The sequence below is a fragment of the Chryseobacterium sp. HNCC26DJ240 genome (assembly GCF_057180485.1).
In genome coordinates this window covers 137,828-163,909 of sequence record NZ_JBXUGK010000001.1, presented here as the reverse complement: position 1 = coordinate 163,909, position 26,082 = coordinate 137,828, and the positions used below count along the sequence as shown (strand labels likewise).

Genomic DNA, 26,082 nt, shown 5'->3' with positions numbered 1-26,082 from the left:
TTTACTTCGAATTGTTTTAGATAGCTTAAAGTGTCCAGCCTTTCCTTGTTTTGAATATAAGTAATATTTTTTTCTCAAAGTTCTTTTTTTTCTTACCTCCACATAACCCACCCGTTACAGTAATTACTTTTGTTGTATCTATTTGTGCAAAAGCCTTATGAGAAAATCCCACAAGGCAAATAATAATTAGAAGTTTAAAAGCTGGTTTCATCGATATACTTTAATGTCTTTCATGATTTTGTTGCCATAGAAAGACTTTTCATCATTAGTAAAATAAAAATGATTTAACTGTTCATAGTATTTTGTGTCAGTTCTTGTGAGCGGGGACTGCATGTAATTTAGGTTATTTACCTGAATAATCAGGGTTATCATATCCTCTCACACCGATAAACTTAATACTTTCAATCTTCATATTTGAAAAGAATTGCAAAAAAGTATTGTTCCATTGTCCGTGACTTTGCAGAGTCATATCTTTAATCTGACTGGGGATTTCACTTTCAAACGTTATGGCAATCCAAGGGTACTGATAATCGTATTTTGATGCTGCAGCCCAAAATTCTGAATCCGCATGGTAAAGATGCAGAACATAATATTTAGGTGATGTATCACTTTTAGAAAGGCATCCAAAAGCAACAATAGGAATATTTTTGGTGATTAATTCATTATAAAAGTTAGAAAAATTCTGCCCGTAAAACTGTGTTTTGTATGGTACAATTGAATTCATTTTAGGTACGACATCATTATAAAAAGTTATGTAGTCACTCGTTGTTTGTGCTTTGCAGTTACTGAAAAGAACTGCAAGCATAATAAGGAATATTTTGGTTGTTAATTTAATTTTATATTTTTTTAAGTGTTAATTTAAGGGCATTTTGAGATTTTCACCCCTTCTTTTTTAGCTCCTCCACTGTAGGGAACTGTTATTTCCTGTACATTCGCAGTGATTTTTTTTAAATTGCCGTTACTGTCTACAAGAGCAATGCTTAAGCCTGTGTTATACTTTTCCAAAATATACGCCATTGCTACTGCACGATCTGAATAGTCTTCTCCTGATGAATTTTCTGATCTGCCTGATGTATAATGGTCAACAGCAGTGTAATAATCTTTTCCAAGTTTACTGTCGCTTTTAATTGAATGATTTATTTCATCGTAATTCTGGTCTCTGGGATGTTGCGATAAAAAATCTGCAATCATGGAAGCATCGTTTAGCACCAAAGCATATACTTCTGGGCTACCATCTCTTGTGCCATATACATATCTGTATTTCAAGTGTAGGTTTGTAGCAATTAAGCCTAAAAAACCGTACAAGTCTCCACCCGAAGGTGATCCAAATCCACCTGCGTGAGAATGACCGTCTGCTACATAATTGCCTGACGGCAATATTGCATTGCTTAAATCGGTTTGAGAGGATGTTCCTTCAACTAAATTGGAATAGCTATAAGTAGAATTACCAGTATCACCAATTTTAAGTCCGTACTCAAGAGGAGCTGAAACTTTACCTCGTAATACATCATCCATTTGTGTCTTTACTGTAGGATGTTTCAAGACGTTATTTGCGTTGGTTATTTGTGCTTTTGTTTTTTTACATGGATCATCAATTAAATCCCCATCGTCACCGGTACCTGTACTGCCACATGCCGGCATCATTCTGTAGAAAACATTGTCTAGTGCACAAGGGTCTTTTGGTGGTGGATTGCCAAAAGTACCGCCACCTCCACCGCCTTGCGGTGGTAGGTCATATATAGGAAAAGGTATATCACCGTTACCGTCATCTAAAATAATATGTGTACATTTATGCTTTTTCAGACATGTAGTACATTTATCACATTCTTCCCAAGATTTATTTTGTTTGCAGTTCCACGTAACAAGGCATTGAGTAACAATAGTTTTATTGTTTGTGTTTTCATGTTCCACGTGATGATCACTTGAAGTAATATCAAGCCTGTTATATTCGCCCTTTGTAGCATCCTGAAATAAATCTTCCGGAATATTGGTAAAATTCTTTGTTCCGAACGTATGCTGGTCCAGCATAAGGAAACTACCTAGAAGAGACTCTCTCATGTTTTGCTCATAACGTTGATCATTGATAATCTTTTCCAGTGCCAGGTTATCAATATTTCGTAAATCGTTTACTCTGGAATTTTCATCAACATTTACAAAAAGAGCAGAGCTTATGGTATTATTATCGAAAGAAAGCGGAATTATCAACGAGGTTTTTATTTCAGTGCCAAAAACCATCATCTTCTCCCAAATTGGCATTCCTTCTTGATCGGGCATTGTTGCCAAAAAATTACGCTCTTCGTTGTAAGCTTCCAGAACTCTCACATAATCTACTCCGCCACGATTGGCAAGCCCTCCGGAAGAAGAATGTTTAAAAAATTCGGAATTGTTTCGTTTGGGATTGTTTTCAGCAAGATTAAAGTCTTCGCTACTGCATTGCCATAAAATGCAAACCAGTGCTGCCATCATCATGCTAAGCCATCTGCGCCTGTGTGTGTGTGTGTGTGTGTGAATTTAAGGATTTTGTTTTTCTCATATTTGAAATAAATTTAAGTTTCATCGTTTGATTCACAAAAATAGGATATTTACGGTTTTATACAATGGTTTGTGAATTTTTATTCAAATTAAAGAGAATAATTTCAGAAATTATTACATGTTTCGTTAGAATCTATATCTAAAATACAATTAATATTTCTGAAAAATGTATTATTTAGATTCTTTCAGAATGACAAAGAAGCTGCTGAGCTCAAAAAAAATCTAATATTAAATCTTGATATTCTAATGAAGTCTTAAACAAAAAAATCAGAGCCAAAAGCTCTGATTTTCTATATTTATTTACGTACTCTTTTCGGTTTTTTTGCTTCTTCTTTTGCCTTGGCATCATCGGTGATCTTTTTGGCGGTATCGTACAGCGTAGTTTCGGGTTCATATTTTATTTCCTCATAATTTGGTGTATCTACGAGAATATCCTGCCATTTCCGTATTCTGTCTTTGGTGTTCCAGTTGAAATCGGGAAATTTCCGTTTGGAAGGTTCTATCATACTCATGGGGTACGTGTCGTCTGTAGCGCCGATGTTGCAGGATAGAATCTGAAGTTGCTGCTCTTCAAATAAAGCACCGATAATTCCACACGATGAAAGGTTGATCCCGATTCTGACCGGCTTTTTCGTTGCCGAATCTACATCATCCACATAAGCAATAGACTGTGCATTTCCAATGACCCTAACTTCTTTTATTTTTCCTTCTTCGTAGAAAACAGACATCAGCTTACCTTTTACCTGGTTAAACTCATCTTTCATATTTAAAGAATCTGCTTTACTGATGGCTAAGGCATTTCCTATAACTTTCAATGAATCCAGATTTTCGTTTTCAGAGTTGAAATACGCTTCAACTTTATCACCTGTCACCTGTTTCTGATCACTCCAGAGAATAGGATCTTTGTACATGTGCATAATGCCGTCGGTCTCGTCGAACGCAATAGAATCTGCTCTTCCCTGCGCATTTGATTTGTAAATTCTCGCTTTCTTAAATGCTCTGATAAAACTTTTCTTTTTGGTAGCATCTGCCGTGTCAGGCTTCTGGTAAGAAAGAATTTTTTCTGAAGCAAAATAGATGGAATCTTTTTCTAAAATCTTCACTGCATAAGGCGATTTGGTCATCATAGAAGAATCTTTTTTCTCGTAAATTTCGCCATAGCCTCCTTTGATGTATCTTTTTTCTAAAGGATCGTCTAAAGTTACATTTCCCGTTGCAGTTCCAAAACCTGAAAGTTGGTTGAAGTACATTTCATCTCCGGTAAGGATTTTATCGTTGTAGTAAATTCTGGAATTTTTATTTAAAAAAGCTTCCTTTGAATTCATTTTATACGTTCCGTTTTCGGTGTAGATTCTGTTTTTGCGATTCTTTTTATTGATGATATTGGTAGGCCCTTTAATGTCTACCACATTGGTATTTTGGTTCTGAACAACGTTTATTCCCTCTAAAATATAATCTTTGTCTTCAATCTTCACATTATCTGTAAGATTTATCGCTCTGGTTGTAAGGTTGTAGGTTGCAGATTTTGAATAGGTAACGCTTTTACCGTCATTGATTGTTCCTCCAGTATTGTAATACGCAAGATTCGCGACCCTGTCGTAGTACAAGGTTTCAGTTTTGATGATGGTGCCTTTAGAATCATTCAGAACAACGTTTTTTTTGGCAACACCTTTTTGGGTATTACCATCGTACTCCATTTCTGACGAGGTGATTACTGAGCCATCGGGATTTTCCAGCCTCGCATTGCCAATAGCTCTGGCAAAGTTTTCTTCTTCGTAAATAACGATGATATCAGCACTTAAAATAGATCCCTGATGCTCAACTTTCACATTTCCTTTCAGCGTCTGATTACCATCATATATTGTTGGGTCTTTGATGATTTCATCTGCATTGATGATTTTCACCTTCTTTCCAGGACCGGATGGTGTCTTTGCAGATTTGTTTTGTAAAAAAGGATCTTTTTGTACAGGTTTAGGTTTTTCCTGTGCCTTAAAAAATACAGCAAGGAAAAGTAACAAAAAACAGAATATCTTCATTAATTAATCATTCTTAGTACCGTAAAAATACAGCGAATGAGAATCAATTTTTACGCCAAAAGCCTGCTCAATTGCTTCTTTAATCCCCTGAATACGAGGATCACAAAACTCTATAATCTCCTGAATCTCTTTGTCTGAATCTTTTTTGTAGATCACCAAATGGTCATGCTGCTTATCAAAATAAGATTTCTCATAAGAAGATGAAGTTAAAGTTTTTTCACCAAACTGATGCTTACGGATCAGCCCTGCATCAAGGAAAATCTCAATTGTATTGTAGATTGTGGCTTTTGAAACATGGTATTTTTTCTGCATCATAAGCAGGTACAAATCATCAACATTGAAGTGATGATCCATACTGTAAATTTCCTCTAAAATAGTGTAACGCTCAGGTGTATTCCTGAAGCCTTTTTCTAATAAATAGTTGCGTAAAACATCTTTTATCAGCGTTATATTTTTTTCTTTCTGTAAAGTATCCATTAAAAAATTTATACTACAAATTTACCGATTTTTTATTGAATAGAAAATCGGTTATTTTTGATGAACTTATTTTAAGAATCATGACGTTCAAACTTCGCCTGCTGAATTCTGTCTTTATTGGCTACTGCTTCTTCGGTGAGCGGTGCAGATTCCACCACTACATTGTGTGATGTAACACCCCACGACTTGAAATCATCACTACCGATATATTTCACGAAGTTGTAAATATTGAGCGTAATTTTATTTTTCACCGTAAGAAGCATATCGTTGATATAGGTATTATCGATGATTACATATTTCAGATCTGGCGGAATGTTATATGCTCTCAAAGATGGATGACTGCTTCGTGAAGGGATTGTACCGTCTGCCATCAGATCTTTCAGAACCATATTAAAGTAATCGTTGATTCTTCTGTCTTTTTTAAATCCAAGAAGGAAATTCACTTTGAAAATAGTTCCGGGTAAAATCTCATCCACTGTATATTTAAAAGTATAAGGATCCTCCTGATTAACGATACTTAAAATAAAATAATGATCTGCTCTTTTCGGCTGTTTTTTAATGATGGAATAGATGATTTTAGATTCCACCTCATCATTTTTCTTAGCTCTGGAAAGATAAGCGAGATTCGTACAATATTTCGGAATTGTATTATCCAGCTTCATGTCTTTGATGATTTCTACGTACTTACTGATTTTTACGTACTGAGTAAAGGTAGCCTTCAAAAGTCGGCCGTTGTACCAGGCATACATACAGACTGCGATAAATCCGCCCAACACCATTGTCAACCATCCGCCATCCATAAATTTGATGACGTTGGCATAAAAGAAACCGGATTCCAAAATGAAATAAGTAGCAGCGAAACCGATAATGAAAATTTTATTTAATCTTGTACGGCTGAGCCAATAAGTCAATAGAATGGTTGTCATCAACATTGTAATGGTTATGGTAAGACCGTACGCCGCTTCCATCTTTTCAGATTCCTGAAAGAATACGACAACGATGAAACACAAAATCATTAATCCCCAGTTTACTTTAGGAATGTACATTTGGCCTTTTACCCCAGATGGGTATTCGATGTGCTGATTTGGCCAGAAAGAAATAGACATTGCTTCAGAAAACATTGTAAATGAACCCGTAATTACCGCCTGACTCGCAATGATAGCAGCTAAAGTTGCCAAAATTACTCCAGGAAGAACAGCCCATTCCGGCATAATACCAAAAAACGGATTGGTACCGGCATATACTTTTTCATAATTATCTAAAAGCCAAGCTCCCTGACCAAGATAGTTCAGAATAAGCATTACTTTAACGAAAACCCAACTGAACTGAATATTTTTTGCTCCACAATGCCCCAAATCTGAATATAATGCTTCTGCCCCTGTCGTACAAAGAAACACAGCACCCATAATCACGATTGCACTTGGCGAATGCGTGATCAGATTATACGCATACATCGGATTGAAAGCTTTTAAAATTTCAACATGATCAAAAATATGCATGAAACCAAAACCTCCCAACACCAAAAACCACGTTACCATCACAGGTCCGAAAAACTTCCCGATAAAAGAAGTGCCGAATTGCTGTACGACAAATACAATAAAAAGAATGATTAAAGTAATGGTTACAACAGGCGTTTCCGGATTATAGATTTTCAACCCTTCTATGGCTGACATTACCGTTAGTGACGGCGTAATGACACTGTCTGCAACCAATGTTGAGGCACCGATGATCGCCACTACATAGAGCCATTTTTTCTTAAGTTTTTTGACTAAGGAATATAAAGCCAAGATACCACCTTCACCTCTGTTGTCGGCTTTTAAAGCAATAATTACGTACTTGACCGTAGTCTGCAAAGTAAGCGTCCAGATGATACAGGAAAGTGCTCCTTCAATATAATCATTGATTGACATGGATGAGCCTCCACCCTTCCGTGCATTTACAATGGCCTTCATTACATACAAAGGCGAGGTTCCGATGTCCCCGAATACAATCCCTAAAGAGACCAAAACCCCAACAAAAGAAAGCTTTTTGAGATCAATATGATGACCGCCTTCTGTAACTTCTGCCATATCAGCAATTTTAATTTTAAACGGGCAAATTTATACTAAAATTATAACCCGAAGAATTTTTATCGATGAATAGAATAAATGAAAAAACTTCCTTTCGGAAGTTTTTTTCTATAATCGTTTAATATTTACTTAACGTACATTGCGTTTTTGATTTCCTCTTTCACTTTTTCAAGTTTCGGGAACCATTCTGCAAACAGAGCTGATGAGTAAGGAGCAGGAGCATCAGGAGTAGTAATTCTCTTGATTGGAGCATCCAGATAATCAAATGCTTTTTGCTGAACCATATACGTAATCTCTGAAGATACTGAACCAAACGGCCATGCTTCTTCCAAAATTACCAATCTGTTTGTTTTCTTTACTGATGTTAAAATCGTTTCGAAATCTAGAGGACGAACCGTAATTAAATCGATTACTTCTACAGAAATACCTTCTTTAGCCATGTCTTCAGCAGCCTGAAGAGCTAGTTTCATGATTTTTCCGAAAGAAACCAAAGTTACATCTGTCCCTTCTCTTTTGATATCAGCTTTTCCTATTGGTAAATAATATTCTTCTTCAGGAATTTCCATTTTGTCTCCATACATCTGCTCAGATTCCATGAAAATTACCGGATCGTTATCCTGAATTGCAGATTTTAATAATCCTTTTGCATCGTAAGGATTTGAAGGAACCACAACTTTAAGACCAGGAATGTTTGCATACCAGTTTTCGAAAGCCTGAGAGTGTGTTGCTCCCAACTGACCTGCAGAAGCTGTAGGACCACGGAAAACGATTGGGCAATTCCACTGTCCACCACTCATCTGACGGATTTTTGCAGCATTGTTGATAATCTGATCAATCCCAACAAGAGCAAAGTTGAAAGTCATATACTCTACGATTGGACGGTTTCCGTTCATCGCAGCACCCACTGCAATACCTGTAAAACCAAGCTCAGCAATTGGTGTATCGATTACACGTTTCGCACCGAACTCATCCAGCATTCCTTTAGATGCTTTGTAAGCACCGTTGTATTCTGCAACTTCCTCACCCATTAAAAAGATAGATTCGTCTTTGCGCATTTCCTCGCTCATTGCCTGTGCAATCACCTCACGAAAAGTATATTCTGCCATAGTAATTTTAAAAATTTAGATACAAAAATAATGTTTTTATTTATTAATCGAAAAAAAAGGCTTCTTTCAATATTAATTTTTAGGAAAAATTATCTGAAAAACTTCCATTTTGGGATAATTGCCAGCATTCCGAAGCCTGTAAACAGAAAAAGATTGGTAACATCTGAGTACAAAAATGTAGAAAGATAATAGTTGTGCATAAAGAAATGCATCAACAACATGAAAGGGAATAAAAAAATTCCGATTTTTCTGTAGAAAAAAATCAGGACAATTCCTAAAATCATCAATATATCAACAGAGAAAATCAAATAAAAATAACCTTCAGGAATATTTAATGTTTTATGTTGCAGATATTCATCAAAATCGAGCCCGATTCCCATAAATGTAAACAGCATCAAAGAAGCCAATGCTAAAATAAAACCCCAGCCTTTTTTTGGGTCTTCATCGAAATAACTGTATTCTTTATATTCCTTTTCCATGGTGCAAAAATAAAGAACTTATGAAAAAAATCATAAGTTCCTTTGAATATTTATATCGTTAAAAAAAATTAAATCGAGATTGCGTTGATCAATCTGTTTTTGTCGCTAAGGAATTCTTCCATAGAAATCATACTCTCAGTTCTCATAACATCTTGAATATCATCTATCTGATAGATAATTCTCTTGGCATCGTCTGTATTTTTAGCTCTTACTTTACAGAAAATATTATATTTTCCTGAAATTACGCTCGCTTCAATTACATTCGGTAATGTAGAAAGTTCTTTTAAAACCTCCTGCGTACGGTTTGATTTTGTTAATAAGATACCGATGAAAGCTGTGAAGTGATAATCTAATTTACCATAATCAATGCTTAGTGATGATCCTAGAATAATACCCGCATCTTCCATTTTCTTTACTCTTACGTGAATTGTACCTGCAGATACATCCATCTGCTTAGCAATTTCCGTAAAAGGCATTCTTGTGTTTTCTACTAAGAAGTCAAGAATCTTCTTGTCTATTTCGTCCAGTTGATAGTTCATAATAGTGAAATTATATTTTTCCTAAAAAATCCATAAATTTTTTACAAAATTAGGAAAAATTATTTAACTGAAAAAAAAATATCAAATATTAACTATAATTAACAGATATGATAAAAATCATTATGATTTTAGGATTATTTCTTTGCTGAAATTACGGAATCTGTTTTTACCGAGTCAATCTTAGCTGGTGGTTTTTTATCTTTTTTCTTCTTTTTAAAGAAAGAATTAAAACTTTTACTCCAGACAATACCGCCACCATACGCCTGATTTGCAGAACCGTTGGTAATCACTGTTCCGTTGCCCATTCCAATGTTGGTAGGTTTGGAATACCCTCTTAAAATAAGCGTTCCGTCATTCTTTTTAGAAATATCATATTCAATAGAGCCTTCACCGGACAAATAATTCTGGGTAGTTCCTTCGGTCTGATTTAAAGGAATTCCAAGACCTGTTTTAACTTCAATCCTAGGTGAAAGGGCAAAGCTCAAACCTGCATTGGCACGGTCTCCTGTATTGGATCCTACATCACCCCGCACATAATTTAAATCTATCTGAAACTCACTGCTCATGGTATTAATGATAGATCCAAGCTGCTTCAAAGCCAAATTATATCCTGATGACTGCGCCAAGCCTGCGGCATCTAAAGCAACAGTACTACTGGTTGTATTAAAACTGTTTAAAAGAAGAATAGAACCAAACTGCAAAACATCTTCCCCTTCTGCCTGATTAATCCTTGTTGCCAAAGCCTCTTTCACCTGACTGGAAACATCTAAAGCCGTTACTCCCAATTTTACATCAGGATCATTTAATGTTCTCGTAATTTTAGCCTGAAGCAATACACTGATTGGCCCTACCCCCATATTTAAATATTCTCCAGCATTGGAAACCATCCTCACATAGTTGGCGGTAATATCCAGCGTTGGTGTCATTGCATTGCCATCCCAACTAATACTGCTTCCTTTCTGAATCTGGAAAGTTCTGTTCAGAATTGCTTTTGAGACGAAAGTTCCGTTTTCTACGATATAATCTCCACTGAGTTCGATATTTCCAGTGCGGCTCATTTTGAACCTCAAATCATCGGCAACCCCTTTTACATTGATATTTCCTACATCATCACCTACCAAAACATTTACATTGGTACCTTTATCAACATCAAGAGTAAAATCGATATCCATATTGGCACCACTCTTTTTCTTTTCTTCCAAAACAACGAATCCGCTTTTGTTTTCCTGAAGGAATCTCAGCATTTTAAATTCTTCCACATTGGAAGTAGAAGCAGAATTAAAGGTAAAATTACTTCCATTCAACGCTTTCATGTTTGGAGTAGAAATACTTAAACTGGAAACAGGACCATCCACGAAAAGTTCGCCCTGACCGTACACCCTTCCCCAAAAGAGATCATAATCTTTCTGTGTGGTATCAAGCATCAATAAATTATCTGCTCTCATCAGCAACGAAACCCCCATCGAAGACAGTGTTTCAAATCTGATCAATCCTGAAATTGTTCCTTTAGAATTGGCTCTGCCATCATGTACACCAATATTGTTCAGAATTGCCAGACCTTTCGTTAAATCAATAGTGGTGTTGTCAAAAGAATAATCAACTCCGGTAAATAGAAGTTTTAAACCGAAATCTTTTAATGCAATATTTCCGCTGTAATCCAGGTTTTTCATCGTTCCGTTGATTTTTAAATCTCCGGTTGCTTTACCTCTCATATTACCAAAAACGGTTTGTACAAACTGCTGTGTGAAAGAAAGATCAAATTCATCCAATTCCGCATTCAAATCGATGGTTGGTGTCGAAGAATTGTTATTAACCGTTCCTGTAAGATGAAGGTTATTGTTTCCGATAATCCCTGCGGAAGCTACTTTCACATCAATATCATAAACATTTAATGAAAAACTATTGGTTGCAGAAATGGTAATATCGCCCATATCGTTTCCGTTCATCATAATATCATCCACCGTGAGATCTACCAATGGCTGGAGCGTGTTCTGATCCATTTTTATTTTCACATTACCATTGGCCAAACCTTTAATATCCATTGTATTACCGTTTGGAGTCATCTCAAGAATTTTTCCAATGGCAAAATTGCTGACATCAGCATCTACGTAAAAATCTTTTGCAGATTTAAAGGTTGATTCATTAATTTGAAGTGAGCTTTCATCAGAAAAAATCCTCAGATTCCGTATTTCAAAATCGGCTGTTTTTTTCCTGTAAGTAATGGAATGATCAAGAGAAGGATTAGTATCAACCGCCCATTTCACATTGTTAAAATTAACCTCAGTTGGTTCAAACCTGAAAACATAATCTCCAAATTCATTGCTGGACTGGTTAAAATTTACTGTATAATTTTTCAGATTATCGTCTTCTTCATCCTGCGGACTTCCATGTTTAAAGCTTGTAGCTATTTTCAGCAAAGAATTATTTTCGTTTTCACCTGTAATTGTAATGTCTTTGAGGATATTCTGATTGTACTGCAGCCTATTGATTTTTGCAAAAATCTGCTGATCCAGACTTGCTGTATTGATTCTTACCTTTACACTGTCTATCATCGCACTGTCACGGGTAATCACAAGACGGTCATTGATTTTATAATCAGAATTTGCTTCAGCCAAGGTACGGTCTGCTTCCGTAATTTCCTGCTGCTTTGTCATCACATATTTCATGGAGGCAGCATCTAAGTCTAAAACTAAATTATTGCTATCCCCATCATATTCTGCAGAAACTTTTGCCCCTTGTGAAAGCTGAAGGTCAGGCATAAAAAGTGCCACTAAACCTTGCTCAACATCAAAATCAAGGTTAAATTTCTGCCCACGATATAGTTTTCTCGGAGCAGGACCCACTAAAATTTTAGCCAGACCATTCTGTACCATTCCAGAAAGATCCGCCAAGTTATATTTCCCTGAAATCTGCCCATTAATAGCTCCGGGAGCATTTACATCTATAATTCTGTTGCCTCCTTCTACTCTTGTATTGATTTTAGCGTGAGGAATATGGTATTGTTTTCCGGCATTCGCAAAATGAACGTTGTCTACACTTACATCTAAACCTAAATCATTAAGATCAGACATCGCCATTTTTCCGTTGATTTTTCCACTTACGATTTGTTTACCTGCTTGACCTGTGAAATAATTTAGATTTAATGAAGAAATATCCGCATTCACATCAGCAAAAATTCTTTTGGTACTGAAATCAATTAAACCTTTTACATTACCTTTTACCTCTTCATCATTTATCGTAATCAGTCCGTTGTATTTTCTATGATCAAGCAAACCGTCGAGATAGAGATTATTAATCTCCTTATCCATAATTTCGATGCTTGAAATCTGAGATTTTGTGGTAAGTTTCATGGTATTGACATCGAAACTTTGCCCATTGATATCAAACCTCCCCGAAATCAGACCTACAGCTTTGCTTTTGGTGATAACTGACGTATTTAAATCTTTCACAACCGCCAAACCTGAATATTTAGGCATTGGTGAACTGTATTCCCGTAAAGAAAAATTGGTTATTTGCGCCTGCCCGATTCCTGTAATAAGATTTCCAGATGAAACAAAAACCTCTTTAGGATTCACTTTTGCACTTCCGTTGTATTTTAATTTACCAAAATCGTCTGCAAAATTCTTCATTTTAACCGAAATAAATTTCGGCATCATAGCTTTTAAATCTTTGTAGGTAAAGTCCGCAGATAAATCTTTGGTTTCAATTATAAAATTGCCTTTGAGAAGGTTCTTCACCTCCATTTTTTTGGTGGCAATGTTGACTGACGGGTTTCTAATGAGGAAGTTATCAAGCGTAAAATTATTCAACGGACCGGTCATTTTACCAGACACATTAAAAGGAATAAAATTGTCCCAATTCGTTACAAAATAGCTGATGTCGTAGCCACTGATCTGGCTTCCGAGCTTCATATTCATGTCCCATTTTACTTTATCTGCAAAATCTGCCCATGAGCCATCATGTAAATTAAATTTTATATCACCCTGAAGAAGTGAATGATCTGTATTAAAAGTTAAATCCTTTAATAAAAGGAAATCTTTGGTCATCGAAAAATCCGTAGAAAAAGTTTCTACAATGTGAGATTTACCCCATCTTTTGGTTGTAAAAGAGAAATTATTGATGGTCGCATCAATATTTACTCCATTTACTTTTACTTTTGGAGCGATAAGATTCACATTCGTTGCGGTAAGCCATTTCCCTGGCTCGCCGGGAGAATTCTGATTGACGATTGAAACTTTAGAATCTAATATTTCCAGCCTGGAATTTAATTGAAATGGTGGTTTTGTAGGATCTTTCTTTTTTCCACTGTCGAAAAGTTGGGTAAAGCGAATAAAGTTTGAGATGCTGTCGCCTTTGTAAGTAATCACTTTAATATCAGCATCAATCAACCTTAAACCATTAAAACTTAAAGAATTATGTTTTCCGATATTGGTAGCCAAAGAAAACCAGTCTGAATTGGCTTTAAATTCTCTTGCTTTAATGAAATCAACATTTTTATAATCTTTAATTCTCAAACCTTTGATTGTAACGTCGCCGAAGAAATCCACTTCAACGCTTTCCGTAGACATTTTAGCTTTGAAATCTCTGTTGACAATCTGCAAAGCCTGATCTGCAGCCCATCTTTTTGTTACCGGCAAATTGATGGCGATAAAAACAAGAACAACGACCGAAAGAACTGTCCAGAAAAGAATCAGTAGGAGTTTTGCCCACCAGGAATAACTTATAACATCTTTTGCAGCCTGCTTTCCAAGTTCCTGAGCAGTATCTATAGGATGTTTAATGGCTTCCGCAGCAAAATCTGAAGCTTCTTTTACCGATTCCTGAACATTTTCTACGGTTTTCTGCACCTGATCTCCCAGATTTTCACTTACCGATTTTTTGTTCTTATTTTCGTTATTATTCTCTAACTTTGCCATTATAATGAGCGACTCTATAATATTAGGTATCGAATCGTCTTGTGACGACACTTCAGCGGCGATTATCAAAGGAAATACCATTCTCTCCAACATTGCAGCCAATCAGGAAATTCATAATGAATATGGTGGTGTGGTTCCTGAACTTGCTTCCAGAGCACATCAACAAAACATCATTCCTGTTGTTGAAAAATCTTTCGTCAAAGCAAATATACAACAAAATGCAATTTCTGCGATAGGTTTCACGAGAGGCCCCGGTCTTTTGGGATCACTCCTTGTGGGTACTTCGTTTGCTAAGTCTTTGGCGATGAGCCTTAACGTTCCTTTGATAGAAGTAAATCACCTTCAGGCACATATTTTGGCACATTTCATCGACGATGCAAATCCCGTGCCTCCGAAATTCCCATTTTTATGCCTTACCGTAAGCGGTGGACATACCATGATTGTGCTTGTAAAAGATTATTTTGAGATGGAAATTATCGGTAAATCAATAGACGATGCAGCTGGAGAAGCATTCGATAAAATAGGAAAAATTCTTGATCTTGATTATCCTGCAGGTCCGATTATCGACAGACTGGCAAAAGAAGGAAATCCTGATGCTTTTAAATTTAACAAACCAAGATTAGAAAATTACGATTATTCTTTCAGCGGAGTAAAAACTTCGGTTTTATATTTCATTCAAAAAGAAGTGAAGAAAAATCCTGATTTTATTAAAGGAAATCTCAACGATATTTGTGCTTCTGTGCAGAAATGCATCATTGAAATCTTAATGAATAAGCTTGAAAAAGCGGCTATAGATTTAAATATTAAAGACGTTGCTATTGCTGGCGGAGTTTCTGCCAATTCTGAGCTCAGAAAAGTAATGCAGAATAATCACGATAAATTAGGTTGGAATATTTACATTCCAAAATTTGAATATACTACTGATAACGCTGCAATGATTGCCATGGTTGCTCAATTGAAATTTGAGAGAGGAGAATTTACGGATTTGAGAACAACAGCAACTTCAAAATACGATTTGTAATGAAGATACTTTTAGAAGAAAAAATATTAGGAACTCAATCTAAGAAAAATTCAAAATATTATTGGGTTTTAGAAACTATTACCGGTAAAAATGATAGTTCGGCAGAATTTGATGAAGATAATTTTCAAATGATTTGTTCCGAAACAGGATTTATCCAAAATGTGAAGGAGGAAGTGATTGAGAAAATCAATTCTGAGAATGTTTTCAGTTTTTCTTATGAACCGAAAGAAGGAGATTATTTATCCATCAAAAATAATTTAAGAAAAAACGAATATTTAAATTTAATTTTCCAGAATAATCTTTGGGTGGAAGAAATCTATATGTGTTCGTACAGAGATTGTGAAGGCGATATTTACACGACTATAAAAACGGGAGTGGCATTTGTGAGTGAAAATGAAATTATACTTTAAAATCTAATTCTTTTCTATGAAACTTTTTTTTGGCGAAATCAATAACGGACAAGTCACAATCAACGATGAAGAGCAACAACACATTTTAAAAGTGCTCCGTATGAAGGATGGTGAAGAAATCCATGTAACTGACGGAAACGGAAATCTCGCTTCGGGGACTTTATTTATTGAAGGAAAAAAAGCTGGAATCAATGTTTCTGAAATAAAAAATGACACTCCGGATTTCAGCCCGAAACTTCACATTGCCATTGCTCCGACAAAAAATATAGACCGCATCGAATTTTTCGTTGAAAAAGCCGTTGAAATGGGAATTTCTGAAATTACCATTCTTCAAACCGAAAAAACAGAACGCAAAAATATTAATATCGATAAAATCAGGAAACAAGCGATTGCGGCTTCAAAGCAAAGTTTGAGATTCCATTTCCCTGTGATTAATGATTTGGTAAAACTTCCGGATTTTCTTAAAAACACTGATTATGAAACTACTTTTGTGGCGCATTGCAACGAGAATTTGGAAAGAATTAATTTGAATACGCTTGGACAAGACAAGCATGACAAAATGAATGAAATTACTTTTCTGATTGGCCCTGAAGGCGATTTTTCGGATAAAGAGATTCTGTTTTTAGCAGAAAAAGGAATTAAAGCCGTTTCTCTTGGAAATCAAAGACTAAGAACGGAAACTGCCGGCGTTTTTGTTGCAGCATGGAATTACAATAAGATGATTTAATAATCATCTCCTTTCACATCTGAGTAAACTTCTACAAATTTTCCATCTATAAATTTATATCCAAAATAAAAATAGGTCACAGGACCAGCGTGATAGGATGATGTGATTTGTTTATTTTTCTTGTCAACAACAGGATTTACAATCTTGCCGAAAGAGGGGCAGAAATCGTATTTTCCAGTTTTCTTGTTGTATAGCCACAGATAAAATTGAGCATCAACCATTCCGTGAAATTTCAATAATTTCACATCAGGAAAACCGTCAAAATTCCAGTCTTTATCGGCAGAGAAATCATATTCATAGTCATAATAGATATATGCGGAATCTTTTTGTATATCAATATTTTGTAAAAACTTCCCACCTTTAAAAATCTTAATTTTCCTAAAACCAATCATTTCAGATTTTTCTTTTTCGCAGTAAATTTTGTATTTAAAGTCTTTATATTTCTCCTCAACAATATACTTTGAAACGACCTTTGAAAGCTCTTTTTCTCTATCTTCTTGCTCCTTCAATATCTCTTCATTACTTAGTTGTGGCTCACGTTTTTGTACGCTAATTGAAGAATCCTGTTTGATTTTGCGCACTTTGGGATTTGATCTTTCGTTCTTTTGACAGGAAAAAACAAAGAGAAAAACAAAAACGGCTACTGAAAATTTCATTCTCTAAAATTATTTTAAAATTAAAACTAATTCTCAGTGGTTGTTTTAGACTTATTTTTATTTGCATTAAAGACAGGCAAAGTTACTCCAAGATTCAAAGTATTTACCGGTGTAAATTCAGTTTTAGAAAATCTAATTGGAAAGCTGATAAATAATTTAAAACCATTGACTCCCAAACCTATAAATGGACTCAATCTTGGCGAGAATTTTTCAAAATCGGTATAAAAAACCATTTCAGAGCCAAAACTTAATGCGCTTGCACTGAAATTAACTCCGAATTTCGGACCGATGATGAATTGTTTAAAATTGATTATAAAATCATTACCCACATAATAATTGAAAGATGCAGGATGCCTTCCTCCCCTATCATAAATCTTTGAATAACTGACTTCTACAATGTGTACCGTTTTCAAAATATCATAGTCGTCTTCATCTTTTTTAGGATCGAATGATGCCTGATAACCTACTAAAATAGCATTGGCTTTAGACGGATTTGAAAACTTTGAACTATTCGTTTGTGAAAAACAAAAAACAGGAAAAAACAGCAGGATTAAAAATTTCATTCTCTAAAATTAAAAATTTTCACGTAAATATTTTTCAAAAATCTGCTGTCCACTCTTAATGGAGTTTACAGCCCAGCGGATTTTCATCTGCAAGAGTTTTTCTTCATTAAGCTTATAATCAATATGCGATTTTATCAGTTTCTGTTTTAATTCATACATACAGATTGAAGCCGCAACAGACACATTGAAACTTCTCGTAAAACCGTACATTGGAATCGCTAAAGTCTCGTCGGCAAAATCAAGAATTTCTTCAGTTACTCCCTGCATTTCGGTTCCGAAGACCAAAGCAATTGGTTCGGTAATTTCGTATTCGGGAAGAAATTTTGCATTTTTTTCTAACGACACAGCCACCATTTTATAACCCCTGTCTTTAATCTGCTGAAAAGATTCCATATTTCTTGGCATTTTTTCTACTTCAACCCAAGTATCTGCACCTTTTGTGACTCTCAAATTCGGTTCGAAATTATTGTCTTCCTGTAGCGCCACCACTTTATGAAAACCACAAGCTTCAACAGAACGAACGATTGCGGCTGCATTTCTGAACTGATAAATATCTTCAATCACCGGAAGTATAAAATCTGAACTTTCTGGAGCAAAATGCTCTATTTTTCTTAATCTTTCTTCGGTTAAAAACTGTTTCAGGTAGTCGTAAATCTGCTGTTCTTTCATTTCGCAAAAATAAGAATTTTCCAAAGGCAAAACGAGTGATAAAATTTGGGAATATGTTGTAAAATAATATGAGATTGATGGCTAAAAAACATCGGTGAATAACAAAAAAATCTGCGCCCCGGCTTGAGTGGAGCTCCTTTTTTAAGGAGGTACGACGAGCAAAAAGCGGGAACGGATGACATAAATGAGTAAAAAGCGAATGCTTTTAACGAAATTTACGAACGTAGTTCTGAGGCGCCCTAAAAAATCAGCTCAGTAATTATGTTAAAAATTGTATTTTTGAAAGCATGAAAAGAAAAGTCCTGCTTATCTACACCGGCGGAACCATCGGTATGGAAAAAGATTATGAAACCGGAAGTCTGCGTGCGTTTGATTTTGGAAATATTTTTGAGAAAATGCCCGAAATGAAACTCATGGAATGTGAAGTTTTTGTACATCCATTTGAAAAACCGCTCGATTCTTCAGACATGGGACCGAATGAATGGCGCATGATTGCCAATCTTGTATTTGATAATTATAAAAAATATGACGGCTTTCTGATTCTTCATGGTACAGATACAATGTCTTATACGGCTTCAGCGTTGAGTTTTATGCTAAAAGGTCTTAATAAACCTGTGATTTTAACGGGTTCTCAACTTCCGATTGGTGATTTGCGCACGGATGCGAAAGAAAATCTTTTGACGAGTTTGTATTATGCGAGTTTGTACGAATTCAACGATGCGGTAATACAGGAAGTTGCGATTTATTTTGAATATAAGTTGTTGCGTGGAAACCGTACTTTAAAATATTCTGCGGAGTATTTTGATGCGTATTCCAGCCCGAATTATCCTATTTTGGGGCAATCTGGAGTGCATTTGAAAATTGAAAAAGACAATTTATTCAGACCTGATTTGAGAATTGAATTTCATGTGGATGAACATATTTCTGAAGATGTTTTATTCTGGAGAATTTTTCCGGGAATGAATCTGAATCACTTTAAGGAGATACCGAAAATGAAAGTTTTGATTTTACAGGTTTTTGGTTCGGGGACTATTTTCAGCAGCCCGAAAACTTTGGAAACACTGCAGCAAATCAGAAATAACGGAACTGAAATTGTGGTGGTAAGCCAATGTATTTCAGGTGGAATTTCTTTTGGTACATATGAAAATTCTAACGTCTTCGCAAAGATTGGAGCCATCAGCGGACGGGATATGACTGCGGAAGCGGCAATCACAAAAGCAATGCACTTGATTGGTAACCCAAATTACAGCGGAACATTTGCCAATAATTTCTCATGGAATATTTGTGGAGAAATAAGCGACTAATTGACTAAATTATTTGGATATTCGCCGAAATAGTTTACTTTTGCAGTCTCAAATAAAGAGAGGTGTCCGAGTGGTTGAAGGAGCTACCCTGGAAAGGTAGTATGCGGGTAACTGTATCGAGGGTTCGAATCCCTTCCTCTCTGCTAAACCGTCTGTAAACAGACGGTTTTTTTGTACTTACACCTCAAATAAGAATATCACATTCGCATAATATTTTAGTTTTATTATAAATTATTCGTTATTTTAATAAAAATTAACATTTATTAGCATAAAATGTTGTATTTTTGCATCACACTAAATCTACAAAATAAACACAATATGTCATCAAAACTATTCATCATCATGACGGCTGTCGTCTTATACAGCTGTACCGCGCCATCAAAGGATCCCGACATTCAGATTCCTCAACAGGAGGCTAAAACGAACGAGGAAATCGTTTTCCAGGATTACACAGATAACCTTGGAGATAAGCTATCTGTAGGAACTCACAAAGAAAACAAGGCTAAAACGGTAAAATACAACGGAAGCGTTTACGTTCTTGAGAAAGATTTTGAGAGCAACACCTACTCCACGTCTGATAACGAATATCAGTTTACTGAAAACAATAAGGAAGTAACTTTTCTGAAAAAGAATTACAATATGGTTCTTTTTACATCAAAGAAAAATGCTGAGCAGGCGACACCTCAAATGCAGTAATCGAGTTTTCTTGAGAACTTTTAACTTAGAAATCTTTCTAGCGAAATTTCTTCAGGCAACGGGATATCTTTCTCAATAAAATCATAGAGGTTTTTTGAGATAAAACATCCGTTGAGGATTCCGCGTGCCCCTAAGCCATTGAAAACATAAAAATCTTTATGACTCTTATGTCTGCCCGCAATTGGTCTTCTGTCTTTGACCGTGGGTCTGAACCCGAAGCTGATGTCTTTCACTTCAAAATCATACGGATAAACTTCTGCTAAACCATTGACAAGCTGCTCCACAGCAGAATCGTCAATTTTAGAATGGAGCTGATCTCTGTCGTAAGTTCCACCGTAGAAATACAGTCCGTTATTTAGAGGAAATAAAAAGTGTTTCTTTTTAATCGTTATGCTCGTTTTCAAATCATTCTGAAGCTTAACTTTAATATGATGACCCTTGTTAGGAATCACAGGAATATCTTTGAAAAACGGGTTCTCTGTTACTTCCATTCCTTCGCAGAAAAGTATATTTTTAAATTTAAATTCTTTGTAAGTATTATCTGTAAGATTGATTTGACTGTAATCAAATTTATCTTTAACTAAATATTCTTTTGAATTTAAATAATTGAGCATATCACTAAAAAAAGAAGCAACGTCTAAACGTGCTGACTGACTGACACTACCGGTTCCAAAAGGATTTCGCACATCAATTAATTCAGAAAACTCTGTATTCAGAAAATTATTTAATTCTTCAGAAGACGATTTTTTCAACCATAAGTTTTTTTCATTTTCATCATGGAAAATACGATGGATGGGTTGTTCAATTAAATAGTTTTTGCCTGTGTAGTTTTCAATATCTGAAAGTACCGTTTTTAGATAATCAATCTGTTCCTGAGCTTTCCAAAAGGTTGTGAACTTTTTGAGAACAACGGGATTGATAATTCCTGCAGAAACCTGTGACGCACCTTTTTTGCCTTCTGAGAATATCTTAAAAGACTTCTGCTCTTTAATCAAATGATGAGCAAAAAAAAGTGCTGCGTAACCGTCTCCGACGATAATGTAATCTACATTTTCCATAATAAAAAAACCTGAGTAAAAGTACTCAGGTTTTTTATAAATATCAAGTGGATTATTAATAATTCCACATATCATTTTCCATTTGAAGAATCTGTTCTTTGATTCTCTGGCTTTCAGCTAGCTGCTCTTCTGCGTTTCGAGGAATGTACTCAGAAATTGTACCTTCACCCGTTCCTGTAGAAGATTTGTAGATGATAGAAGAGAACCTTCTTGCATTGATTACATCATCAAAAGAAATATCTGCTGAAGAGTTTTTCTTGTTGTAAACATAATTGTTTGCTAAGATATCACGAGCTTTTGGATAGTAAACCCAAAATAAGTCAACAAGATCATTAGCTCCATCCATTAGCTTACCTTCTGCATCAACTCTACCAAGAGATGTTGGATCTGGTCCCATTGCAGCAATTCCCAAAGGTCTGTACTTCATTTGTCCATCTCTTTTATCGATGAACCACATACCCATAATTTTCAAAACTTTCACTTTATCAGTTGTAGTTCTGATTTTATCTATCAATCTTACTTTTTCTTCAGCTGTAAGGCTTCTACCTGTATTTAGAATCTCAATTGCTTCATCATCCATTCTTTCACTTTCCAATTTACTCTTAATTCCATCAGGAGTAAGTTTCGTAGTGAAATTTTCATCATCATACACCTCATCAATCTCACCATTCATGGCTGCATCTAACAAAATCTGATAAAGAGATTTTGTTGTTTTAGAAAGTAATCCATTTGGATTATCATAATAGAATGGTTGATTGATTTTATCGTTCATGTCGATAATTTCCCAAACCATCATGCTTTTAAGGATGTCTTTATCATCAACAAAGCCATATTCTAAAGGAGCAACTTTATTGCTGATTACAGTATCTCCTACTTTTCTCATGTTATCAGATCTCATCTGTCTGAATTCTTCAGGAGATGAAGCATTTAGAATAGTCTGAGAAAAAGCAAACCCAGATGCTATAACTAAAAGACTGCTTATATATTTTTTCATAATATGATTTTTCAAATTATAATCTTATTGAACATTTATAGTTACAGGAGAAAGTTCTTTCAACACCTGATTACCCAAACCAGTAGCAGTAACTTTTATGTCATAAATTTGTACAACATCACCAGATCTTAAATTTCTAATCAATCCTTCAGCAGATGATAATGAATTCCCTTGAATCATAGTACCTGCTCTTCCTGGTAATTTAAGAATGAAACTATTTACAGTAAACGAAACTGGGAAGTCAAAATCAGGCAATGTAGCTGTAACAATCTGATTTGCAATTGAAGTTGCCGGCATAAAGTTTACGCTTTTCCCTCTGATCTGACCTTGTGGTTTAGGAATACCTTTAATTCTATACTCAAACACCTGCGAAACAGATTTACCATTTGGCTCAGTACCTGAAAGAGTAAGTTTAACTACAGTACCTGTTGTAGGAATAACATTCCATTTACCTTGACCCGTACTTTTCACTGTTGCTCCAGCAGAAGCACTTAGAGAAAGTTTAGCATTATCAGCACCTAAGATTGAACCAGATACAGGGTTTTCTAAACCTCTATACATTACATTCATCTTATCAGCAGATAGCAATAATCCTTTTTCAAGTTTTACTTCCTGAGGACCTGCAATTACATTATAAGTATGTGTGAAAGGGAAAGACTGTACTTTACCTTCAGCATCTGTCAATGTGATAGCTCCTCCAAATTCTTTCTTACCAATTCCTCCAGTATTCAACGGTAAATAACCTTTACCATTTTCCTGTCTGCTAACCCCTTGGATTCTGATTTTATCACTGTTAGAATAAGATCCTAACATTACAACAGCTTCAGCTTTACCTCCAGCAATAATGTCTGTAGGTGCAGAAACGATAGCTTCGTACTGATTAAACTTAATGCTTGCATCCACTTTTTCAGAAAGCATCATTGCCAATGCATCAGACTGTACGTTTCTTGCATCATTCTGAATAATTTCTAAATTCGAAATTGCTGCAATAAGCGGCTGGTGATAGAATTTATTCTGAAACCAGGTTTTTCCGTTTGGAGATTTCCCATTTGGATATTCAGTAGTAATAGATTTATTTGCTCTGTTTACTACATCAACCAATTGAGGATTTTTCCCGAAAGTAGTATTGATATAATTTCTTACATCATCCATTTTAGCTTTAAGATCTGCTGCACCTTTCGATGTAGAGTTCTCATCACCTTCCTTGAAGAAAAATTCTGTTGTAGCCTCATTGTTGTTCAGTGCAGAGAAATTCTCACTAACATCCATGATTTTACCAGTTGCAGGATCTGTATCAAGAAATTCCGATTTCTTTTTCAGATCTACTTTTACAGTTTCAGCGAATTTTACCAACTCATCGATTTTTGTTTTAAGGACACGGTACTGCTTCAAAGGTTCTGCATAAGTATCTGGTACCTGCATAGCTTTAGCTTCAAGTGTTTTTTCAAAAATCTTTTCGTTTTTATCTTCAGTTAAGCTTCTAGTTTCATTAAGAGCTCTTGTAGAATCGTAATATGATCTGATGATTTCAACATCAATGTTTAGGGCCATCATTGCGATGAACACCAAGTACATTAGGTTGATCATCTTCTGACGTGGAGTCTGTTTTCCTTTTGCCATTATCTTTTCTTTAGTTTTTGATTAAATTAATGGTTAAGGATTATGACTTCATAGCAGTTAACATACCACCGTAAACTCTGTTTAAGCTGTTTAGGTTGGTTGTTAAACCTTGTAATTCTTGGTTAAACTTCTCAGACTGTTCTGCTGACTTCTGCATATCATCAACATATTTTTTAGCAAATTCAGACTGTCTTTGACCGTTTTCTAACTGCATTGCATAAAGAGCATTCATGCTTTCCATGTGTGTTGCAGCTTTGTTCAACTGGTCGTTGTATTTGTGAGTAGAAGCAGAAACATCTACAGTTTGGTTGATCTGATCAACTGAACTTGAGAATTTATCGATTCCTGTTCTTAATCTGTCGAATAACTGTACATCCAATTTAGCATCCTGAAGCATTTTATCTAATTTACCAGAAAGAGAATTTTCTAATTCTGCAAAATGATCTACAGTATTTTTAGCTGAAACATTTGAGTGTAGAGGGTTTGGGTTTGCATGCTTATCCAATAGTTCAGGGTAAACATTCTCCCAGTGGTAAGATTCTTCTGCTGCAGGTGGATCGAAAGCGAAGATAATGAAGATAATCGCTTCAGTAACCAATCCCACAGTAAGTGCGATATTACCATTAATAGGTCCCAGAGTAATGTGAGTAATTTTAAGCCACGCCCCAAGAATTACAATTGCCGCACCGAATGAATAGAAGAAATTCATCCACGCATCTTTAGTCTTAAACATATACGTTAGTTTTTTTTAAAATGAGTTGTTAATAAATGAAATATAAATTAAATGGTAATATTATTTGATTACTCTTTTTGCTTTAACTGCAGCTTCCGGAATATCCTGTACTGTTCTGAAACCAATGTAGCTTCTTGCAGAATCTTTTCTTTCCCAATCTCTAGCACCGTTCATCAACATGTATCCTACATCCTTCCAAGAACCACCTCTTACAGATTTCTTAATATCAGATTTATCTTTAGTAGAAGGGTTTAATGTAGAAGAGAATGTGTAAGATGAGTTGTTATAAGGAGAAATTGTCCATTCAGAAACGTTACCAGCCATATCAAACAAACCGAAACCGTTCTTTTTGAATTTTTTAACAGGAGCTGTATAAGTATAAGTACCTTTTACATCATCTTCCATGTAGTTACCTCTTTTTGGTTTAAAGTTTGCCAGGTAGCATCCTCTGTCATCCATCAAATAAGGACCACCCCAAGGGTAATCTGCATTTTGCATACCTCCTCTTGCAGCATATTCCCATTCGAATTCGTTAGGAAGTCTGAATTTGATTGGAGCCTGCTTTCTTCTTTTCAAGCTTTCGTTGTAATCAGACTTTAATTTAGATCTGAAGTTACAGTAAGCTCTAGCCTGATCCCAAGTAACTCCTACTACAGGGTAATCTTTGTAAGCTTTGTGCCAGAAATACTGTTCGAACAATGGCTCATTATAAGTAAAGTGGAAATCTTTTTTCCAAACAGTAGTGTCTGGATAGATTGCAATGCTTTCGCTTCTCAAGAAGTTTGCACCTCTCTGATCTTCAGCTACAGCAGCATCCATATCTCCCCATCTGTATTGATATTTTAATTTACTAACATCCAAAAGTCTTTCACTTCCAACTCTAGAAGAAGCCGGTAAATACATAGACTCAAGAACTTCAGCATATTCTACATCAGGATATTTAGAAGTACTCCAATGCAATGGAATTTTCCAGTCTAATCTCTTAGTTGCATCGAAACCATCATCTCTTCCACCTGCACCATCAAGATATTCCTGATAAGGCGTAAGGTTTTCTTCTTTTTTAGCAAGATAAGCATAATCTCCGATGCTCTGGCCTCTGCCACCACCGTCACCACCTTCACCGGCAGCTTCAGCAAGCATTGTTCTAGCGATAGAATCTCTTACATAATTAATGAATACTCTGTATTCAGCATTTGTAGTTTCAGCTTCATCCATAAAGAATGAAGAAACAGTAACTGTTTTAAGAGGTGCTTTCTCAGGATTGTCTGTTAAGTCTTTACCAGACATACCAGCAATAAATGAACCTCCGGGAATAGCCACCATACCGTATGGTCTTTCCGCTACAAATGACGATGTTTTTTCTCTAGGTATCAATTCTCCTTTTGTTCCTGGCTTCCCAACAGAAGAAGATCCACCACCTGAACAAGATACCGATGCTACCGACGCAGACACTAATAAAAGAAATATCCTTTTCATG

23 protein-coding genes and 1 tRNA gene are annotated in these 26,082 nt (G+C 35.6%); 6 read left to right on the top strand and 18 right to left on the bottom strand.

Annotated features, from left to right (window positions below; translation table 11 throughout):
* Nucleotides 1-25 precede the first annotated feature (25 nt).
* The 10 genes from AC2A1G_RS00790 to AC2A1G_RS00745 all read right to left on the bottom strand — a co-directional run bounded on the left by AC2A1G_RS00790 (nt 26) and on the right by AC2A1G_RS00745 (nt 14,154).
* The gene (locus AC2A1G_RS00790; RefSeq protein WP_484045055.1) at nt 26-211 is read right to left on the bottom strand and encodes a hypothetical protein; all 186 of its coding nucleotides are present in this window, start codon (nt 209-211) and stop codon (nt 26-28) included.
* Between the two features lie 132 nt (nt 212-343).
* Complete coding sequence (locus AC2A1G_RS00785) at nt 344-805, bottom strand: hypothetical protein (RefSeq protein ID WP_484045054.1); 462 nt, start codon at nt 803-805, stop codon at nt 344-346.
* 53 nt (nt 806-858) lie between these two features.
* Complete coding sequence (locus AC2A1G_RS00780) at nt 859-2,469, bottom strand: hypothetical protein (RefSeq protein ID WP_484045053.1); 1,611 nt, start codon at nt 2,467-2,469, stop codon at nt 859-861.
* Nucleotides 2,470-2,828: 359 nt separating this feature from the next.
* A complete protein-coding gene (locus tag AC2A1G_RS00775; protein ID WP_484045052.1) occupies nt 2,829-4,568 on the bottom strand; it encodes an OstA-like protein in 1,740 nt (579 codons plus the stop codon).
* Nucleotides 4,569-4,571: 3 nt separating this feature from the next.
* A complete protein-coding gene (locus tag AC2A1G_RS00770; RefSeq protein WP_191736411.1) occupies nt 4,572-5,045 on the bottom strand; it encodes a Fur family transcriptional regulator in 474 nt (157 codons plus the stop codon).
* Nucleotides 5,046-5,116: 71 nt separating this feature from the next.
* Complete coding sequence (locus AC2A1G_RS00765; RefSeq protein WP_484045051.1) at nt 5,117-7,114, bottom strand: KUP/HAK/KT family potassium transporter; 1,998 nt, start codon at nt 7,112-7,114, stop codon at nt 5,117-5,119.
* Nucleotides 7,115-7,239: 125 nt separating this feature from the next.
* On the bottom strand, nt 7,240-8,220 hold the full coding sequence (locus AC2A1G_RS00760; RefSeq protein ID WP_056076751.1) for a pyruvate dehydrogenase complex E1 component subunit beta: 981 nt from the start codon (nt 8,218-8,220) through the stop codon (nt 7,240-7,242).
* Nucleotides 8,221-8,309: 89 nt separating this feature from the next.
* Entirely contained in the window at nt 8,310-8,699 is a 390-nt protein-coding gene (locus tag AC2A1G_RS00755; protein ID WP_484045050.1) for a hypothetical protein, read from the bottom strand.
* Nucleotides 8,700-8,767: 68 nt separating this feature from the next.
* Nucleotides 8,768-9,238 (bottom strand): Lrp/AsnC family transcriptional regulator, encoded by a 471-nt coding sequence (locus tag AC2A1G_RS00750; protein ID WP_484045049.1) that lies wholly within the window; start codon nt 9,236-9,238, stop codon nt 8,768-8,770.
* A gap of 134 nt (nt 9,239-9,372) precedes the next feature.
* Nucleotides 9,373-14,154 (bottom strand): translocation/assembly module TamB domain-containing protein, encoded by a 4,782-nt coding sequence (locus AC2A1G_RS00745; protein WP_484045048.1) that lies wholly within the window; start codon nt 14,152-14,154, stop codon nt 9,373-9,375.
* Between the two features lie 4 nt (nt 14,155-14,158).
* Here AC2A1G_RS00745 and tsaD point away from each other — a divergent pair, with 4 nt between their 5' ends.
* The 3 genes from tsaD to AC2A1G_RS00730 are packed head-to-tail and all read left to right on the top strand — an operon-like array spanning nt 14,159 to nt 16,312.
* Nucleotides 14,159-15,175: a tRNA (adenosine(37)-N6)-threonylcarbamoyltransferase complex transferase subunit TsaD gene (gene tsaD, locus AC2A1G_RS00740; RefSeq protein ID WP_484045047.1), complete on the top strand. Its 1,017-nt coding sequence runs from the start codon at nt 14,159-14,161 to the stop codon at nt 15,173-15,175.
* Nucleotides 15,175-15,585 (top strand): hypothetical protein, encoded by a 411-nt coding sequence (locus AC2A1G_RS00735; protein WP_484045046.1) that lies wholly within the window; start codon nt 15,175-15,177, stop codon nt 15,583-15,585. Before tsaD ends, AC2A1G_RS00735 begins: the two co-directional genes overlap by 1 nt.
* A gap of 16 nt (nt 15,586-15,601) precedes the next feature.
* Nucleotides 15,602-16,312 (top strand): RsmE family RNA methyltransferase, encoded by a 711-nt coding sequence (locus tag AC2A1G_RS00730; protein ID WP_484045045.1) that lies wholly within the window; start codon nt 15,602-15,604, stop codon nt 16,310-16,312.
* Here AC2A1G_RS00730 and AC2A1G_RS00725 read toward each other — a convergent pair.
* The 3 genes from AC2A1G_RS00725 to AC2A1G_RS00715 are packed head-to-tail and all read right to left on the bottom strand — an operon-like array spanning nt 16,309 to nt 18,200.
* Nucleotides 16,309-16,968 carry an XAC2610-related protein gene (locus AC2A1G_RS00725; protein WP_484045044.1) on the bottom strand — a complete coding sequence of 220 codons (660 nt, stop codon included), beginning with the start codon at nt 16,966-16,968 and terminating at the stop codon, nt 16,309-16,311. The two genes, AC2A1G_RS00730 and AC2A1G_RS00725, sit on opposite strands and share 4 nt — an antisense overlap.
* 26 nt (nt 16,969-16,994) lie before the next feature.
* A complete protein-coding gene (locus tag AC2A1G_RS00720; protein WP_484045043.1) occupies nt 16,995-17,531 on the bottom strand; it encodes a hypothetical protein in 537 nt (178 codons plus the stop codon).
* A gap of 9 nt (nt 17,532-17,540) precedes the next feature.
* Nucleotides 17,541-18,200, bottom strand: coding sequence for a TrmH family RNA methyltransferase (locus AC2A1G_RS00715; protein ID WP_484045042.1), 660 nt, complete (start codon nt 18,198-18,200; stop codon nt 17,541-17,543).
* 287 nt (nt 18,201-18,487) lie between these two features.
* Between AC2A1G_RS00715 and AC2A1G_RS00710 the strand changes: the two genes are divergently transcribed.
* From AC2A1G_RS00710 to AC2A1G_RS00700, 3 genes are all read left to right on the top strand, one after another.
* Nucleotides 18,488-19,504 (top strand): asparaginase, encoded by a 1,017-nt coding sequence (locus tag AC2A1G_RS00710; protein ID WP_484045041.1) that lies wholly within the window; start codon nt 18,488-18,490, stop codon nt 19,502-19,504.
* 56 nt (nt 19,505-19,560) lie between these two features.
* Nucleotides 19,561-19,647: transfer RNA gene (locus AC2A1G_RS00705), tRNA-Ser, on the top strand.
* 175 nt (nt 19,648-19,822) lie between these two features.
* Nucleotides 19,823-20,200 (top strand): hypothetical protein, encoded by a 378-nt coding sequence (locus AC2A1G_RS00700; protein ID WP_484045040.1) that lies wholly within the window; start codon nt 19,823-19,825, stop codon nt 20,198-20,200.
* 20 nt (nt 20,201-20,220) lie between these two features.
* Here the strand turns inward: AC2A1G_RS00700 and AC2A1G_RS00695 are convergent, their stop codons facing one another.
* From AC2A1G_RS00695 to porK, 5 genes are read right to left on the bottom strand one after another with little or no spacing between them, the layout of a single operon-like run.
* Nucleotides 20,221-21,258 carry an NAD(P)/FAD-dependent oxidoreductase gene (locus AC2A1G_RS00695; protein ID WP_484045039.1) on the bottom strand — a complete coding sequence of 346 codons (1,038 nt, stop codon included), beginning with the start codon at nt 21,256-21,258 and terminating at the stop codon, nt 20,221-20,223.
* A gap of 55 nt (nt 21,259-21,313) precedes the next feature.
* Nucleotides 21,314-22,252 (bottom strand): type IX secretion system ring subunit PorN/GldN, encoded by a 939-nt coding sequence (porN, locus tag AC2A1G_RS00690; protein WP_484045038.1) that lies wholly within the window; start codon nt 22,250-22,252, stop codon nt 21,314-21,316.
* 24 nt (nt 22,253-22,276) lie between these two features.
* Nucleotides 22,277-23,872 (bottom strand): type IX secretion system motor protein PorM/GldM, encoded by a 1,596-nt coding sequence (porM, locus tag AC2A1G_RS00685; RefSeq protein ID WP_484045037.1) that lies wholly within the window; start codon nt 23,870-23,872, stop codon nt 22,277-22,279.
* A gap of 40 nt (nt 23,873-23,912) precedes the next feature.
* Complete coding sequence (gene porL, locus AC2A1G_RS00680) at nt 23,913-24,605, bottom strand: type IX secretion system motor protein PorL/GldL (protein WP_262151634.1); 693 nt, start codon at nt 24,603-24,605, stop codon at nt 23,913-23,915.
* Between the two features lie 60 nt (nt 24,606-24,665).
* On the bottom strand, nt 24,666-26,081 hold the full coding sequence (gene porK / locus AC2A1G_RS00675) for a T9SS ring complex lipoprotein PorK/GldK (RefSeq protein ID WP_484045036.1): 1,416 nt from the start codon (nt 26,079-26,081) through the stop codon (nt 24,666-24,668).
* Nucleotide 26,082 lies beyond the last annotated feature (1 nt).

Bases quoted from the DNA above. Each gene is read 5' to 3' on its own strand.
- AC2A1G_RS00790 (WP_484045055.1), bottom strand. From the start codon at position 211: ATGAAACCAGCTTTTAAACTTCTAATTATTATTTGCCTTGTGGGATTT.
- AC2A1G_RS00785 (WP_484045054.1), bottom strand. From the start codon at position 805: ATGCTTGCAGTTCTTTTCAGTAACTGCAAAGCACAAACAACGAGTGAC.
- AC2A1G_RS00780 (WP_484045053.1), bottom strand. From the start codon at position 2,469: ATGATGATGGCAGCACTGGTTTGCATTTTATGGCAATGCAGTAGCGAA.
- AC2A1G_RS00775 (WP_484045052.1), bottom strand. From the start codon at position 4,568: ATGAAGATATTCTGTTTTTTGTTACTTTTCCTTGCTGTATTTTTTAAG.
- AC2A1G_RS00770 (WP_191736411.1), bottom strand. From the start codon at position 5,045: ATGGATACTTTACAGAAAGAAAAAAATATAACGCTGATAAAAGATGTT.
- AC2A1G_RS00765 (WP_484045051.1), bottom strand. From the start codon at position 7,114: ATGGCAGAAGTTACAGAAGGCGGTCATCATATTGATCTCAAAAAGCTT.
- AC2A1G_RS00760 (WP_056076751.1), bottom strand. From the start codon at position 8,220: ATGGCAGAATATACTTTTCGTGAGGTGATTGCACAGGCAATGAGCGAG.
- AC2A1G_RS00755 (WP_484045050.1), bottom strand. From the start codon at position 8,699: ATGGAAAAGGAATATAAAGAATACAGTTATTTCGATGAAGACCCAAAA.
- AC2A1G_RS00750 (WP_484045049.1), bottom strand. From the start codon at position 9,238: ATGAACTATCAACTGGACGAAATAGACAAGAAGATTCTTGACTTCTTA.
- AC2A1G_RS00745 (WP_484045048.1), bottom strand. From the start codon at position 14,154: ATGGCAAAGTTAGAGAATAATAACGAAAATAAGAACAAAAAATCGGTA.
- tsaD (WP_484045047.1), top strand. From the start codon at position 14,159: ATGAGCGACTCTATAATATTAGGTATCGAATCGTCTTGTGACGACACT.
- AC2A1G_RS00735 (WP_484045046.1), top strand. From the start codon at position 15,175: ATGAAGATACTTTTAGAAGAAAAAATATTAGGAACTCAATCTAAGAAA.
- AC2A1G_RS00730 (WP_484045045.1), top strand. From the start codon at position 15,602: ATGAAACTTTTTTTTGGCGAAATCAATAACGGACAAGTCACAATCAAC.
- AC2A1G_RS00725 (WP_484045044.1), bottom strand. From the start codon at position 16,968: ATGAAATTTTCAGTAGCCGTTTTTGTTTTTCTCTTTGTTTTTTCCTGT.
- AC2A1G_RS00720 (WP_484045043.1), bottom strand. From the start codon at position 17,531: ATGAAATTTTTAATCCTGCTGTTTTTTCCTGTTTTTTGTTTTTCACAA.
- AC2A1G_RS00715 (WP_484045042.1), bottom strand. From the start codon at position 18,200: ATGAAAGAACAGCAGATTTACGACTACCTGAAACAGTTTTTAACCGAA.
- AC2A1G_RS00710 (WP_484045041.1), top strand. From the start codon at position 18,488: ATGAAAAGAAAAGTCCTGCTTATCTACACCGGCGGAACCATCGGTATG.
- AC2A1G_RS00700 (WP_484045040.1), top strand. From the start codon at position 19,823: ATGTCATCAAAACTATTCATCATCATGACGGCTGTCGTCTTATACAGC.
- AC2A1G_RS00695 (WP_484045039.1), bottom strand. From the start codon at position 21,258: ATGGAAAATGTAGATTACATTATCGTCGGAGACGGTTACGCAGCACTT.
- porN (WP_484045038.1), bottom strand. From the start codon at position 22,252: ATGAAAAAATATATAAGCAGTCTTTTAGTTATAGCATCTGGGTTTGCT.
- porM (WP_484045037.1), bottom strand. From the start codon at position 23,872: ATGGCAAAAGGAAAACAGACTCCACGTCAGAAGATGATCAACCTAATG.
- porL (WP_262151634.1), bottom strand. From the start codon at position 24,605: ATGTTTAAGACTAAAGATGCGTGGATGAATTTCTTCTATTCATTCGGT.
- porK (WP_484045036.1), bottom strand. From the start codon at position 26,081: ATGAAAAGGATATTTCTTTTATTAGTGTCTGCGTCGGTAGCATCGGTA.